Raw genomic sequence first — 15,058 nt, forward strand, 5'->3', positions numbered from 1 at the left:
TCCTCGATCATGCCCGGCGGACAGGAGTTTGCGTCGGCTGGAAGCGGCGTCAAGGATGTGCGCCCAAGATGCGGCGTCAGATCTCGTGCCGCCGGATGCGCCGGATCATCTCGTTCAGCGCCAGCAGGACCAGCGCGAGGATGAAGGGCAGGATGTAGTAGATGATGCGGAAGAGTAGCAGCGCGCCGAGCACCTGCTCGAAAGGCAGACGGCTGAGCGCGATCAGCATGGTCGCCTCGAAGACGCCGAGCCCGCCCGGCGCATGGCTGGCGATGCCGATCAGGCAGGCAAAGATATAGGCGGCCAGGAAGCTCTCATAGGGCAGGTTGTGCCCGCCCGGCAGCAGCACATAGAGCACGGCGGCGGCGGCGCAGACCTCGGCGGCGCCAAGCAGCATCTGCGTCAGCGTGACGCCGAGGCCGGGCAGCGGCAGATTCCAGCCGCTGACCCGCAAGGTGCGTTCACCGGTCGCGACCCAGAAGAGATAGCCGAGCGTACCAAGCGCCACGGCCGCGCCGACGGCCTGCACGACCAGCGGCGAGGTGCGCGCCAATTGCGCCACCGACTCCGTCGCATAGAACAGGCTGGCGCAGAGGATCATGCCGAGGCCGAGCCAGAAGGTCAGGCCGGCGATGACGGTGAGGCTCGCCACCTCCGAGGCGCGCACGCCCTTGGCCGAATAGATCCAGTAGCGCACCGTGCCGCCGGTGACGATCGGGAAGCCGAGCGTGAAAGCGACGGAATAGCTGGTGAAGGAGGCGAGCGCCGTCGTCCGATAGGGAATCGACAGGCCAAGTCGCCGCAGCGCCACCGCGTCGTAGCCGGTGAGCAGCAGATAGCTCAGCGCGGTGAAGCCGAGCGCGAGCAGGAGCTGGCGCTGGCTGGCATTGGCGAAGGCGCGGGCGAGCTCGCCGGGCTCGATCTCGCGGACGATGTAGTAGAGCACCACCAGCGAGGCGATGAAGATCACCGACGAGGCGAGCGGGCCGAGCCACCACCAGCGGCTGCGCTTGCGCAGCGGCATTCCTGGCTCGTGCGGGCCGAACGACATCAGCACTCTTATCGGGTTGCGCTCGCACGGAAGACAACGAGCAAGGCGGGTTGCTGGCGGCTGGCCTGACGGCCGGACCCGAGAGATAGCGCCTTCGCCGCGATGCACAAGACGGGGCAGCGCGGCGAATGCGCGCCATGAGGCCGGCGCAGGACGCGCCGGCCGCTTTGTGCCGATCGTGACAGCGGTGATCAGCCTTCCGCTTCCATCGCCTCCTGGAAGAAGGCCTCGGGATCATCAACCTCGAACAGCCGCCGCTTGTCGATCCGCCAGAAGCGATTGCCGACTGCCCGCACGAAGCTGCGATCATGCGAGACCAGGAGGCAGCTGGTCTCGCCGGCGGTGAGCTCCGCCTCCAGCGCCTCCTGGCCCTCTATGTCGAGATGGTTGGTCGGTTCGTCCAGCAGGTAGAAATTTGGCCTGGCGAGGCGCAGCGCCAGCATGGCCAGCCTTGCCCGCTGCCCGCCGGAGAGCGCGCCGATCGGCCCGGTCTGGCGATCGATGACGATGCCGGCGCCGGCGAGCAGACCGCGGGCGGGCTGGTCGCCGACATCGAAGCGTCGGCAGATCAGGCCATGTGGGGTGTCGTCATCGGGCAATTCGGAGAGGCTCTGGCTGGCATGGCCGAGCACCAGCGAAGGCGTCGCCCGGATAGCAGGCCGGTCATCGCCACGAATTGCGGCGTGGAGCGCATTGATGAGGCGCGACTTGCCGGCGCCGTTCAAGCCGAGCAGCACGATCCGGTCGCCGGGGCTGATCCAGCGCTTGCCTGTCCTGAACAGCAAACGCCCGTCCGGGGTCTCGACCGCGGCGTCGTCGAGCTCGACCAGCGCCCGCACATGCGTCGCGCTGCTGGCGAGCCTGATCGCCCCGGCCGTGCGTTCGCGATGGGCCGGGCGCGCTGAAGCTTCGAGCTCGTCGGCCCGGCGCTTGAGCTGCCTGGTCTTGCTGAGCAGGAGATCGCTGCCGGAGTTGATGCCGATATTGTTGAGCTTGGCCGCCTGGCGCCGCATCTGCTGGACGGCCTTGAGATCGCGCTCATGGCGGGCGGCCATGGCGGCATCGCTTTCGTCGAGCGCGGCGCGCGCCGGCGAATAGGGCAGCGCGAACACTTGCGAGCGTTCCTGGCGAAGGAACAGCGTCCGATTGGTGGCCGCGTCGAGGAAGGCGCGGTCATGGCTCGACAGGATCACCGCTACATCACGCGGCAGGGCGGCGAGCCAGCTTTCCAGCAGGCCGATGCGCGCGAGATCGAGATGGTTCGTGGGTTCGTCGAGCAGCAGCAGATCTGGCTCGGCAATGCTGGCGCGGGCGAGCAGGACGAGCCTTTGCCAGCCGCCGCTCAATTGCCCGAGCGGGCGGCGGCGTAGCTCCTCCAGTATCGCAAGAGAATCCAGCGCAACCTCGACGCGCCAATGCTCGCTCTCGCGCTGGTCGGCCGGCAATTGGTCGAGCAGCAGCTGGTCGACGGGCTGGTCGAGCAGCTGCGCCGGCGCGTCCTGCTCGACATGGCCGATGCGCAGGCCGCGTGAGCGCGTGATCTCGCCGACAGATGGATCGAGCGAGCCGACAAGGCAGCGCAGCAGGGTCGACTTGCCGCGGCCATTGGCGGCGACGAGGCCGAGGCGGTCACCCGCCATCAGGGAGAAGGACAGCTCGGAAAAGAGCGGGGCGCCCAGCGTGACGCCGAGATTGCGCAGGGTGATCAGGGTCATGGTCGTCTCGGAACTGCCCGAGCCGCGCGCCATCATTCGGCCGGGGCGCCTTGCCCCGAGCACTACGAATGCGGAACGCCTTGGCTCGATGAGGGGATGGACGCAGCTGGCCGAGCACCGGGCTCGAAGACGCTACGCCCTCACGAAGGGCAGACCTGGACGAAAAGCTGAGGTATCGCCTGTGCGGTCAGCCCTGCAAGCCGGCTTGCAGGGCCTGGACGGGGCCGCGCTGACGATGGTGACGAAAGAACGTGATCACGCAGCCCTCCTTGGTTTCGAGTGGATCGACGGACGGGAATTAGCGCCGTTAAGCGACCGGCGCAACCGCTTCAGGCGGACTTGCGGAAGACCCGGAGCGTCTTGAACTCGCCGATCTCCTCGACCGCCCGCGACTTCGCCCAATCCGCGATGATCGGCTTCGCCGCCTCATAGGCGAAGGAGCCGGTATAGAACAGGATATAGCCGCCGGCATCGGTCTGGTCGGTGAAGAGCTGCATCACCTCGAGATCGGTCAGCGCGCCATAGGCATCGTTCTTCTCGCTGCGGAATTCGCAGGAGTGGAACAGCGTGACGATGTCGAAGCGCGGCAAAAGCCGGGCATTGCTGGTGTAGATGTCGCCGAAATAGGCCGAATAGGTCTTGGTGATCGCCGGATTGTCGATCGCGAGCTTGACGAAGGCCTCATATTCCTTGGGCGAGGCGGTGATCCCGAGCACCGTGCTGTTCAGCTCTGGCTCGGCGCAGCGGATGCCGACATAATGGTGGCCGCCCGTGCCGAAATGATAGATGCGCTTGTCGGTCAGGCCCTGCTCTTCCAGCCATTCGACGAAATGCACATCGCAGGGGCATTGTTCGACGCGCAGGCCCCAATAGACGTCCCAGATGTTCAACATGCGTTTGGCTCCGTGTCGGAAAGGACCGGGAAGGCTGCCCGGCACTGGATGGAAAAGGTCCTGAACTGCGCCTGAACGTCAGCCTGCGCCGGTTTCGGCGAGTGCAGCGGCACGCGGCGCGTCGGACGAGGCGACGCGCGCGACGCCGCCGGCCCGGCGCATGGTGAGGTGATGGTCGGCTGTCTCGGCAAAGCCCGGGCTCTGGCCGATCAGCAGCATCACCGCCTGCGGCCTCGCTGCCCGCAGCCGCGACAGCAGGTCGAGCGCCGCTTCGGTTTCGAGGCCGCTGGTGGCTTCGTCGAGTACGAGGATATCGGGCGCCGCCAATTCGGTCCGGGCCAGAGCGAGGCGCTGGCGGTCGCCGGTGGTCAGCGCCTTGTCCCAGTCGCGCGACAGATCGATCTGCGGCACCAGGCCCGAAAGCCCGTAATGCCGCAGCGCTGCAGCCGCCTCGTCGTCACTATGGCCGCCGATCGGGTCGAGCGCAGCGCGCAGGCTGCCTTCCGAGAGATGCAGGTGCTGCGGCAATACGGCGAGGCGCGCGCCCTCCGGCAGCGCCACCGCGCCGCGCCCCCAGGGCCACAGGCCCGCGACAGCCTGGATCAGCGCTGCCTTGCCATGGCCGAGTTCGCCCGCGACATGCAGCGTCGCGCCGGCGGGCAAGGCCGTCGAGAAATCGGCGAGCAAGGTGCGGCCGTCGCGATCCGTCAGGGTGAGGTCGTCCAGCCGCAGGCCACCGCCGTCGCTGGTTAGGACGGCGATGTCGCTCTGCGCCGCACCGTCCTCGATCGCGTGAAGCGCGACGGCAAGCTCGTTGACGCGCCGGGCCGAGGCCAGCCATTCGGCGATGCGCATGAAGTTGTCGAGTACCCAGTTGAAAGCGTTCTGCACCGCGACGAAGGCGGCGGCGACCTGAACGACATCGCCGAGCGACATCTCGCCGGAGAGGTATTTCGGCGCCGCCAGCAGCAGCGGCACGACCGGTACCAGTGCGCCGCTGCCATTGGTGATCCAGGTCAAACGGCCGCGCTGACGGATCATGGCGAGCCAGCGCGTCACCAGGGTGTCATAGGTCGCGGCGACGGCGCGGCGCTCGCCGGTCTCGGCGCGAGAGAGCGCGATCGTCTCGCCGTGGTCGCGGATGCGCATCAGCGAGAAGCGCAGGCGCGCCTCGCCCTCGTTGCGGGCGGCGATCAGGCGCGGCAGCGGCCGGCCGACCCAGGTGATTAGACTGGAGACGAGGACGGCATAGACGATTGCCGCCAGCACCATATAGGCGGGGATGTCGAAGGCTGTGCCGCGGATCTCGACGCTGAGCGAGCCGCCTATCGACCAGAGGATACCGATGAAGGTGATGGCGGTGATGACGGCCGAGAGCAGGCCGATGGCGAAATCGACCACCGGCTCGGTGGCCCAGCGCACGTCGTCGGCGATGCGGTATTCGGGATTGGCCGGCTCATAACCGGAGAGGCCGAGCCGGTAGAAGCGGCGCTCGCCGATCCAGCCATCGGCGAGCTTGGCCGTGACATAGGCGCGCCAATGGACCTGGAAGGTCTCGCGCGAGACCAGGATGACGACGCCGAGGCCGGCCGCGATCAGCACCAGCACCGGGAAGACCGCCATGGCGATCAGCGCGCTCTCGCCGTCCTTCTTCTCGAGCGCGTCGAAGAACCAGCCGTTCCAGCGGTTGACGGTGACGTTGGAGAAGACAGAGAGGATGATCGCGCTCGCCAGCGCGACCGACCAGAACCAGGCCCGGCCGGCCGTGCCGCCACGCCAGAAGCCGCCGGTGAGACGGGCGAAGCTCTTGGTGACCTGCCAATCGGATGGCGGGCCGGCAGGCACGGTGTTCGGATCGACGGCCTTCAGCACAGTCGAGAGATCCCCCCGGATCGCGACATCGGATGCGGCATCCGCCGGGTTTTCCCGGTTCGGACGCCGCCAGAATGCCGGTTAGCAGCCCGGGGATGAACTGTGGCTGAATGGAGTTGGCACAGCATTCAGCCTGGTCGAGGCGTCAGGCCACCGCGTCGGCCGGCTCGCCGAGCATCCTGGCAAGCGTCTCCAGCAATTCCCGCGAGCCCTGTTCGCGATGGATCGGGCCGTCCTTGCCATCGAGATAGGCGCCTTGCTCGGTGAAGACGAGCCTGGTGCCGGTACCCTCCGGCACGAACTCCATCGTCAGCAGCGAACCCGAAAGCGGCGCGCCGTCGATCGCCATAGCGTAAGCGAGGATGATGCGCTCGTTCGGCTGGATCACCTGGTAGACGCTGTCGTTGGTGATCGGCGGGCCGCCCTGGTAGCGGAAGCGGCTGCGCTCGAAGCCGCCGACGCGGAAATCGACGTCGAATTGCTCGACCTCCCAGCCCTCGCCCTCGGCGAACCAGCGCCGCTTCTGGGCGGGATCGGCGAAGGCGGCGAAGACGCGGGCTGGCGAGGCGGCATAGCTGCGCTCGATGGTGAAGCTGGCATGGACGACGGGAGCGGTGGTCATGGTCTTATCCTTTCGGTGAGAGAGGTAGCGAAGCCGGGTTAGCGTGAGAGCTCGGCATCGCCGGGATTGCGCGGGAAGAACTGAAAATAGGGCTCGGCCTCGGCCAGCACCCGGGCAAAGGAAGGCCGCGTGCGCAACCGCTCGAAATAGGCCCAGAGTCGCGGATGGCTGTCGCGGAAGGACAGCGCCCGCTCGCCATAGAAGAGCGCCGGCGCGGCCGAGCAGTCGGCCATGGTGAAAGCGTCGCCGAGCGCCCATTGCCTCTCGCCGATCTCCGCCTCCAGCACGTCATAGGCGCAAGCGAGCGTCGCCTTGGCCTCGGCGACGCCGACCGGGTCATGGCTGCCGTCCGGACGCAGCCGGTCGAGGATCACCTTCTGCATGGGAATGGCGACATAAAGATCGAAGAGGCGGTCGAGCCGCCGGACTTCGAGCGCAGCGACCGGGTTCTCCGGCAGCAGCGTAACCTTGCCGGGATAATACAAGGCGAGATATTCGATGATCAGGCTGGTCTCCGGGATCAGCCTTCCATTGCTGTCGTCGCGCAGCAGCGGGAACTTGCCGATCGGCCAGAGCTTCAGGAAATCGGCGCGCTCGGTGGCATCGCCGAAATTGACGAGCTGCGGCTTGAACGGTGTCTCGTTCTCGTAGAGCGCAACCAGCACCTTCTGGCAGAAGCCCGAGAGCGGGTGGAAATAGAGCGTCAAGGACATGAGTGTGCATTCCTGCTTCTGGGAAGGAGCGGGCTGAAACGGGATCGGTCGACGATGGCTGCGGTTCAGGCTGGCGCCTGCTCCTGCGCGAGATAGTCCGCCAGTCGTTCGAAGCCGATGCGCGAGCCCTGCTCGCGCCAGTCGGGCCGGTCATGGCCGTCGAGGAAGGCGGCCTGCTCGGTGAAGCGAAGCCTGGTGCCGGCGCCGTCGCGATGGAACTCGATCGTCGCCAGCGAGATCGACAGGCGGATATCATCGCGCAGCAGTTCGTAGCTGTAGATGATGCGCTGCTCCGGCACGATCTCCGCGAAAGTCGCGTTCATCGCAAAGTCACCGCTTTTTGCCGGCGCACCGCGCATGGTCTCGCGGCCACCCTCGCGGAAATCAAGCCTGTGCTCGCCGAGCCCGCCCTCGTCATGGCAAGCCGACCAGCGCCTTTTGGCGGCGGGATCGGCAAAGGCGGCGAAGACGCGGGCCGGGCTCGCATCGTAATGGCGCTCGATGGTGAAATCGGCGTGGACGACGGTCCGTTCGGTCATGGCTCGTCTCCTTGCTTCGAATCCCGGTCCTGCTCGGCAAGGAAGGCGCCGAGCCGGTCGAAGCGTCGCTCCCAGAGGGCACGGCGCTCGCTGATCCAGCGCTCCGCCGCCCGCAGCGCCTGCGTATCGAGTTGGCAGGTGCGGACCCGCCCGATCTTCTGCGTCCGCACCAGCCCCGCTCCTTCCAGAACCGCGAGATGCTGCACCACCGCCGACAGCGTCATCTGCAACGGCTGAGCGAGCTCGCTGACGCTCGCCGGCCCCTCGCAAAGCCTCTGCAACATCTGCCGGCGGTTCGGGTCCGCCAGCGCCTGGAACATGAGATCGAGCTGGTCAGGTTGGTGAAGCATGCGCTTAAGTATCGCGATGCATGCCTTCTGTCCAGAGAAAACTTTAGAGACTGCTAAAGTTTCTGTCCCGGGAACTCCACCGGCAGCCGGCGCATTGCTCCCAAGAGTTCGAGCGGCTATGAATCCCGGCACGCTCCCTGTTGCTGCGTGCGCCTTTTTTGACCTGCGCCAGCTGCCGGAGCATTGATCATGCGCATCGAGAACGATCCGAAGCTCGACTTCCGCGACGTGCTGATCAGGCCGAAGCGCTCGACGCTCGGCAGCCGCGCCGAGGTCGACGTCAACCGGAGCTTCCGCTTCGCGCATACCGGCCGCGAATGGAGCGGTTTCCCGCTGATCGCCGCGAACATGGACGTGGTCGGCACCATGGCGATGGCGCGCGCCTTGCTGAAGCACGGCGCCATGGTCGCCCTGCACAAGCATTACGACGCCGACGAGCTGATCGCCTTCTTCAAGGAACCGGGCTCGGCCAACGCCTTCTATTCGCTCGGCACGACCGATTCGGACCATGACAAGCTCAAGGCGGTGCATGCCAAGGCGCCGATCGACAAGATCTGCCTCGACGTCGCCAATGGCTACACCGAAAAATTCGTCGACACCGTCAAGGCGACCCGCGACGCCTTCCCGAATGCGGCGATCATGGCCGGCAACGTCGTCACCGGCGACATGACGGAGGCGCTGATCCTGGCCGGCGCCGATATCGTCAAGGTCGGCATCGGCCCCGGCTCGGTCTGTACCACCCGCAAGATGACCGGCGTCGGCTATCCGCAGCTCTCGGCGATCATCGAATGCGCCGACGCGGCCCATGGCCTGAAAGGACTGGTCTGCGGCGATGGCGGGCTGACCGTGCCGGGCGACGTCGCCAAGGCCTATGGCGGCGGCTCCGACTTCGTGATGATGGGCGGCATGCTCGCCGGCCATGACGAATGCGAGGGCGAGATCCGCTACGAGACCCATGATGGCGAGAAGGTGCCGGTCGCGATGGTGTTCTACGGCATGTCCTCGGACACGGCGATGAAGAAATATTCCGGCGGCGTCGCCAAATACCGGGCCTCCGAAGGCAAGACGGTCGAGGTGCCCTATCGTGGCCCGGTCGAGGGCACGATGCAGGAGATCATGGGCGGGGTGCGCTCGGCGATGACCTATATCGGCGCCGTCCGGCTCAAGGAGATGCCGAAGCGCACCACGTTCATCATGGTCGGCAGCCAGCTCAACACCGTGTTCGGCAATTGAGCGGACCGGACGTCGCCATCATCGGCGCCGGCCCGGCCGGGCTGATCGCGGCCGAGCGGCTGGCGCAGGCCGGCCACAAGGTCGCGCTCTACGAGCGGATGGCCTCGCCGGCGCGCAAGTTCCTGCTCGCCGGGCGCGGCGGGCTCAACCTGACGCATTCCGAGCCGCTCGACGCCCTGCTCGGGCGCTATGGCGCCGCCCGCGCTTGGCTGGAGCCGGCGATCCGCGCCTTCCCGCCGCAGGCGCTGCGCGACTGGGCCGACGGGCTCGGGGCGGAGAGCTTCACCGGGTCGAGCGGGCGCGTCTTCCCCAGGGCGATGAAGGCGTCACCACTGCTGCGCAGCTGGCTGGCGCGGCTCGATGGGCTCGGCGTGCAGCTGCATGCAGGGCAGCTCTGGACCGGCTGGGACGAGAGCGACGGGCTGCGGTTCGCCCTGCGCGATGGCGGCGAGGAGATCGTCAAACCCCGCGCGACCCTGCTGGCGCTCGGCGGGGCGAGCTGGCCACGCCTCGGCGCGGATGGATCCTGGGTTGGGCTGCTGGCCGCGAAAGGGGTCACGATCGCGCCGCTGCGGCCCGCCAATGTGGGCTTCTCGGTCGCCTGGTCGCCTCTGATGCGTGAACGCTTCGCAGGGCAACCGCTGAAGCGGATCGCGTTGAGCCTCGCCGGGCAGCGCGCCGCGGGCGAGGCGATGATCGACGCTGGTGGTATCGAGGGCGGCGCGGTTTACGCCCTGTCCGGCCCGCTGCGCGAGGCGATCGCCCGCAATGGCGAGGCGATCCTGACGATCGATCTGCGACCCGGCCTGACCGAAACAGAACTCGCAACGCGGCTGGCGAAGCGTCGTCCGGGCGAGACGCTGAGCAACCATCTGCGCAAGGCGGCGGGGCTTTCGCCGGTCGCCGCGGCGGTGCTGCGCGAGACGGCAAGCGGGCCGCTGCCAGCCGAGCCGGACGCGCTCGCACGCCTGATCAAAGGCGCGCCCCTGCGGCTGACCGGCATGGCCTCGCTCGCCCGCGCCATCTCCACCGCCGGCGGCATTCTTGCCGGCGAGGTCGACGAGGACTTCATGCTGAAGCGCTTGCACGGCAGCTTCATCGCCGGCGAGATGCTCGACTGGGAGGCGCCGACCGGCGGCTATCTGCTGCAGGCCTGCTTCGCCACGGGCGTCGCGGCGGCGGAGGGGATCAGACGCAGGCTCAGGTCAGCCGCTTGAGCCTGTAGAGCGCCTCCAGCGCCTCGCGCGGCGTCATCTCGTCGGGATCGAGCCCGGCGAGCGTCTCGCGCAATTCGTCGGGGCCAGCGGCCGGCGCCGCAACCGGTGCGGGTTTGCGCATCTGCACGGCAAAGAGCGGGAGATCGTCGACCAGGGCCGCGACCGGCTTTTCGCGCTCGCTCTTCTCCAGTTCGGCGAGGATGGCGCGGGCGCGCTCGACCACGGCCGGCGGCAGGCCGGCGAGCTTGGCGACCTGGATGCCGTAGGAGCGATCGGCCGCACCCGGCACGACCTCGTGCAGGAAGACGACCTCGCCGTTCCATTCGGTGACGCGCACGGTGGCGTTGGCGACGCGGTCGAGCCGCTCGGCCAGCGCGGTCAGCTCGTGGTAATGCGTCGCGAACAAGGCCCGGCTACGATTGACCTCGTGCAGATGCTCGATCGCGGCCCAGGCGATCGAGAGGCCATCGAAGGTCGCGGTGCCCCGGCCGATCTCGTCGAGGATGACCAGCGCCCGCGGCCCGGCCTGGTTGAGGATCGCCGCGGTCTCGACCATCTCGACCATGAAGGTCGAGCGGCCCCGCGCCAGATCGTCGGCGGCGCCGACGCGCGAGAACAGCCGGTCGACGATGCCGATATGGGCACTTTGCGCCGGCACGAAGGAACCCATCTGGGCGAGCACGGCGATCAGCGCGTTCTGGCGCAGGAAGGTCGACTTACCCGCCATGTTCGGGCCGGTGATCAGGCAGATGCGGCCATCGCGGTCTTTGCCTGACGCGGACAGCTCGCTGTCATTGGCGACGAAAGGCTGGCCCTGCCTTTTTAAAGCCGCCTCGACCACGGGATGGCGACCGGCCTTGATGGTGAAGGCGGCTCCGTCATCGACCTCGGGCCTGGTCCAGCCGCCATCGATGGCAAGCTCGGCCAGTGCCGCGGCAACGTCGATCACCGCCAAAGCCTGCGCCGCCGCCTTGATCGGCTCGGCCTCGGCAAGGACCGCTTCGGTCAGGGCGGCGAAGATCGAGAGCTCCAGCTTCAGCGCCCGGTCGGCGGCGGAGGCGATCTTGGCCTCGAGCTCGCCGAGCTCGACCGAGGAGAAGCGCATCGCGTCCGACATGGTCTGGCGATGCACGAAGACGGCGCGCCAAGGCTCCCTCAAGAAGGTTTCGCCGACCGCCTGCGGCACCTCGACGAAGTAGCCGAGCATGGAATTGTGCTTGATGCGCAGCGTCCGGCAATCGGTCTCGGCGGCGTAGCGCGCCTGCAATTGCGCGATCACCTTGCGCGAATCGACCTGGAGCAGGCGGAGCTCGTCGAGCGCCGGATCGAAACCCTCGCGCACGAAGCGGCCGTCGCGCTTGAGCAGCGGCAGCTCGTCCGCGAGCGTAGTGGAGAGGCGCGTCGCCAGATCGGGATCGGTGCGCCCCAGCGCCAGCGCCGCCTCGCGCAACTCGTCGGGCAGATCGCCCTGACGCAGCAGCGCGGCGGCGACACCGCGAGCAGCGTCGAGGCCCGCGCCGAGCGCCGCGAGATCGCGCGGGCCGCCGCGATCGAGCGAGAGTCGAGCCAGCGCCCGGGCGATATCGGGCACGCGCGCCAGATCGCGCCGGAGCGCCTCGCGCAGGGAGGGGGCCTCGACCAGCAATGCGACCGCATCATGCCGCCTGCCGATCGCCTCCGGGTCGGTGAGTGGCCCCGCTAGGCGCTCGGCCAGCAGGCGGCTGCCGCCCGGCGTCTCCGTACGGTCGATCGTGGCGAGCAGGCTACCGGTACGCTCGCCAGCCAGCGTCCGGCTCAGTTCGAGATTGGCCCGCGTCGCCGCGTCGATCAGCATGGTCGCGCTCATCCCCTCCCGGACGGGCGGCGACAGAGGCGGTCGGGCGCCGAGCTGGGTGCGCTCGACATAGGCGAGCGCCGCAGCGGCGGCAGCGATCTCGGCACGGCTGAAGGCGCCGAAGGCGTCGAGTGTGGCGACGCCGAAGAACTCCTTGAGCCGGCGCTCGCCGGAGGCGGGATCGAGCCCCTCGCGCGCCAGCGGCGTCACGGGCGCGGCGATATCGCGCCAGAATTCCCTGAGCTCGGGATCGTCATGGATCGCGTCGGGACAGACGATCTCGCGCGGTTCCAGCCGGGCGATCTCGACGGAAAGGCCGCGCTGGTCTGTTTCCAGCACGGCGAAGCGGCCGGTCGAGATGTCGAGCGCCGCGATGCCATAGGCGTAAACCTCGTCCGAGACCCGGCGGCGGGCCACCGCGACCAGCAGGCTCGCCCGGCCGGGATCGAGCAGGCGCTCCTCGGTGATGGTGCCGGGGGTGACCAAGCGGACGACGTCGCGCTTCACCACCGATTTGGCGCCGCGCTTCTTGGCCTCGGCCGGGTCCTCGGTCTGCTCGCAGACGGCGACGCGATGGCCGGCGGCGATCAGCTTCTGCAGGTAGTCGTCGGCACGCTCGACCGGGACACCGCACATGGCGATGTCCTCGCCGAGATGCTTGCCGCGCTTGGTCAGCACGATGCCGAGGGTGCGCGAGGCGATCTCGGCGTCCTGGAAGAACAATTCGTAGAAATCGCCCATCCGGTAGAACAGCAGGCAGTCCGGATTGTTGGCCTTGATCTCGACGTACTGCGCCATCATCGGCGTGACCCGGCCTGGATCGGCTGCCGCGGCGGGCTTGGCGTCCGCAATGTCGGATGGCGTGGTGTGGCGCATGGGGCGCGCACGCTAGCAAATCGCGCCGACAAGGCCATCCGTTAGGATCGCTTTCAACATATTAAAGCAGGGTCGACGTGCCGTTTCCCGGCTAAGGGTTCGTCATGTCGCTGTTCATCAACCTGATCGAGAGCCTGTCCTTCCTGTTGCTGGCGGCCCTGATCCTGACGGCGGCCGCAAGCTGGATCGACCAGCGCCCCCTGCTGCGCCAGCTCGCAGTCGGCGTGCTCTTCGCCGCCGGGGCGCTGTGCAGCATGGCCAATCCCTTCGTGATTCAGCCGGGACTGGTGGTCGATTCGCGCAACACCTTCGCGATCCTATCCGGGCCGATCGGCGGCCCGATCGCGGCGCTGCTGACCGCGCTCCCGCTGGCGGCGGCGCGGTATAATCTCGGCGGCGTCGGCATGCCGACTGGGATCGCCGGCATCGTCCTGCACGCGCTGGCGGGCGTGATCTATGCCGCCTGGCTCAGCCGGCAGAAGCGTTCATTGACGGTGCACGACCTCGTCCGGCTCAGTCTGATCAGCGCGGGCTGCCTGCTCGCCTCGACCATGTTCATGCCGAACCCGGCCGCGGCCGAGCGCTTCCTCACCGAGGCTGTGCCGACCATGATCGTGGTCAGCACGATCGGCACGGTCCTGGTCGGACTCGTCCTGAGCCATGACCGCGACCGGCGCGAAACCGCCTATCGCCTGCGCACGCTGATCCGGCGTGCGCCCGGCACGCTCTACCAACGCGTGGTCTCGCCGGACGGCACTCTGCACTACCAGTTCGCCTCTTTCGCCATCGACCGCCTACTCGGCATCAGCAAGGAGGAGGTCGAGCGCGACCCCGAGGTCTGGCTCGGCAAGATGCTGCCGGAGGACCGCCAGCGCTTCGAAGCCGCACGCGCCGTGCAGCAGGCGACCACCGATGTCTGGCGCTTCGAGGCGCGCTATGCCGGCCCCGATGGCGGCATTGTCTGGCTGCGCAGCGAGGCGACGATGCGGCGTCTGCCGGACGGAACGCTGATCTGGGACGGGATCCTGCTCGACGTCACGCCCGAGAAGACGCTGGAAGCCGATCGCGGCGAGATCGAGGCCCTGCGTCGTTCGACCCTCGACAATCTGGCCGCCAATCTCGAAGCCACCGTCGGCAAGGCCCTGCGCGAGGTCGGGACTTCCGCCCGCAGCATGCTCGAGGCGGCGCAAGGCATGGCCGCGAACGCCGACCGCACCACGGCCCGCGCCGGAGAAGCGACCGAGCAGGCCGAACTCGCCTCGCAGCGCGTCGGCAGCGTCGCCCACGCCGCCGAGCGGATCGACGCCTCGATCCGCGAGCTGACGCGCCAGACCGATCTTGCCGCGCAGACCGCTCGGCAGGCAGCGCGGCACGTCCGCTCGACCAGGACCGATGTCGACGGGCTCGCGGCCGCCGCCGATAAGGTTGGCGCCGTGCTCGCCTTCATCGAGGACATCGCGGTGCGCACCAACCTTCTGGCGCTCAACGCGACCATCGAGGCGGCGCGCGCCGGCGCTGCCGGGCGCGGCTTCTCGGTGGTCGCCGGCGAGGTCAGGAACCTCGCCGAGCAGACCCAGCAGGCGACACAGGACATCGCCGCGACGCTGCAGGAGATCCGCGCCGCCGCCGCCGCCGTCGCCGAGGCCGTCGAGCAGATCGAGGGCACGATGGGGACGATCGAGACGACTTCGGACGCGATCGCGCAGGTGGTGACCGGCCAGGGCGCGATCGCCTCGGGCATCGCCCTCGACGCGCAGGCCGTCGCCGGCTCGGCCGCCACGGTCACGGCGAACGTCGCCAGCGCCGGCGGCGAAGCTCGCGCCACCGGCCAGGCTGCAGCGCGCGTCGTCGAGGCGGCGCGACTGGTCAGCGCGCAGGCCGTCGAGCTCGACCGCTATGTCGGAGACAGCGTCGCACGCATGCGCGCCGGTCTGTAGAGCGCTTCCCAAGGAGCCTTTTCCGTGATTCCGGGGCGGCCCGCAGGGCTGAGCTCGGAATGACGGCGAGGGGTCCCCGCCGGGAACCGAAGCCGCGCGATCCCTGCCGGCACGGTAAAACTGCTGTCGCGCAATCGCGCTTGTCGAGGAAAGCAGCGCTGCCCTATGGTCGTTTCCCCCTGAGGAAACGCCTGTGAAAAAGAACA

At 68.2% G+C, this 15,058-nt stretch carries 12 protein-coding genes; 3 read left to right on the forward strand and 9 right to left on the reverse strand.

From position 1 onward, the window contains the following. Positions 1-76: 76 nt before the first annotated feature. From ACFPOB_RS23750 to ACFPOB_RS23785, 8 genes are all read right to left on the reverse strand, one after another. Positions 77-1,024, reverse strand: coding sequence for a lysylphosphatidylglycerol synthase domain-containing protein (locus ACFPOB_RS23750; RefSeq protein ID WP_244543452.1), 948 nt, complete (start codon positions 1,022-1,024; stop codon positions 77-79). A gap of 218 nt (positions 1,025-1,242) precedes the next feature. After that, positions 1,243-2,766: an ABC-F family ATP-binding cassette domain-containing protein gene (locus tag ACFPOB_RS23755; protein WP_377800835.1), complete on the reverse strand. Its 1,524-nt coding sequence runs from the start codon at positions 2,764-2,766 to the stop codon at positions 1,243-1,245. Between the two features lie 329 nt (positions 2,767-3,095). Then, entirely contained in the window at positions 3,096-3,659 is a 564-nt protein-coding gene (locus ACFPOB_RS23760; RefSeq protein ID WP_377800836.1) for a hypothetical protein, read from the reverse strand. 78 nt (positions 3,660-3,737) lie between these two features. Continuing rightward, positions 3,738-5,531, reverse strand: coding sequence for an ABC transporter ATP-binding protein/permease (locus ACFPOB_RS23765; RefSeq protein WP_377800837.1), 1,794 nt, complete (start codon positions 5,529-5,531; stop codon positions 3,738-3,740). Between the two features lie 145 nt (positions 5,532-5,676). After that, a complete protein-coding gene (locus tag ACFPOB_RS23770; protein ID WP_377800838.1) occupies positions 5,677-6,153 on the reverse strand; it encodes an SRPBCC family protein in 477 nt (158 codons plus the stop codon). Between the two features lie 38 nt (positions 6,154-6,191). Beyond that, positions 6,192-6,866 carry a glutathione S-transferase family protein gene (locus ACFPOB_RS23775; RefSeq protein ID WP_377800839.1) on the reverse strand — a complete coding sequence of 225 codons (675 nt, stop codon included), beginning with the start codon at positions 6,864-6,866 and terminating at the stop codon, positions 6,192-6,194. 65 nt (positions 6,867-6,931) lie between these two features. Beyond that, positions 6,932-7,405, reverse strand: a complete 474-nt coding sequence (locus tag ACFPOB_RS23780) for an SRPBCC family protein (protein WP_377800840.1) — start codon at positions 7,403-7,405, stop codon at positions 6,932-6,934. After that, a complete protein-coding gene (locus ACFPOB_RS23785) occupies positions 7,402-7,755 on the reverse strand; it encodes an ArsR/SmtB family transcription factor (RefSeq protein ID WP_377800841.1) in 354 nt (117 codons plus the stop codon). The genes ACFPOB_RS23780 and ACFPOB_RS23785 overlap by 4 nt, the downstream gene beginning before the upstream one ends. 189 nt (positions 7,756-7,944) lie before the next feature. Between ACFPOB_RS23785 and ACFPOB_RS23790 the strand changes: the two genes are divergently transcribed. Further along, entirely contained in the window at positions 7,945-8,988 is a 1,044-nt protein-coding gene (locus ACFPOB_RS23790) for a GMP reductase (protein WP_377800842.1), read from the forward strand. Next, positions 8,985-10,205, forward strand: a complete 1,221-nt coding sequence (locus ACFPOB_RS23795; RefSeq protein ID WP_377800843.1) for a BaiN/RdsA family NAD(P)/FAD-dependent oxidoreductase — start codon at positions 8,985-8,987, stop codon at positions 10,203-10,205. Before ACFPOB_RS23790 ends, ACFPOB_RS23795 begins: the two co-directional genes overlap by 4 nt. Here the strand turns inward: ACFPOB_RS23795 and mutS are convergent. Beyond that, the gene (gene mutS / locus ACFPOB_RS23800; RefSeq protein WP_377800844.1) at positions 10,189-12,915 is read right to left on the reverse strand and encodes a DNA mismatch repair protein MutS; all 2,727 of its coding nucleotides are present in this window, start codon (positions 12,913-12,915) and stop codon (positions 10,189-10,191) included. The two genes, ACFPOB_RS23795 and mutS, sit on opposite strands and share 17 nt — an antisense overlap. Before the next feature lie 104 nt (positions 12,916-13,019). Here mutS and ACFPOB_RS23805 point away from each other — a divergent pair, with 104 nt between their 5' ends. Further along, positions 13,020-14,852, forward strand: coding sequence for a methyl-accepting chemotaxis protein (locus ACFPOB_RS23805; protein ID WP_377800845.1), 1,833 nt, complete (start codon positions 13,020-13,022; stop codon positions 14,850-14,852). Positions 14,853-15,058 lie beyond the last annotated feature (206 nt).

It is taken from the genome of Allobosea eneae (assembly GCF_042657265.1).
GTDB lineage: Bacteria > Pseudomonadota > Alphaproteobacteria > Rhizobiales > Beijerinckiaceae > Allobosea > Allobosea eneae.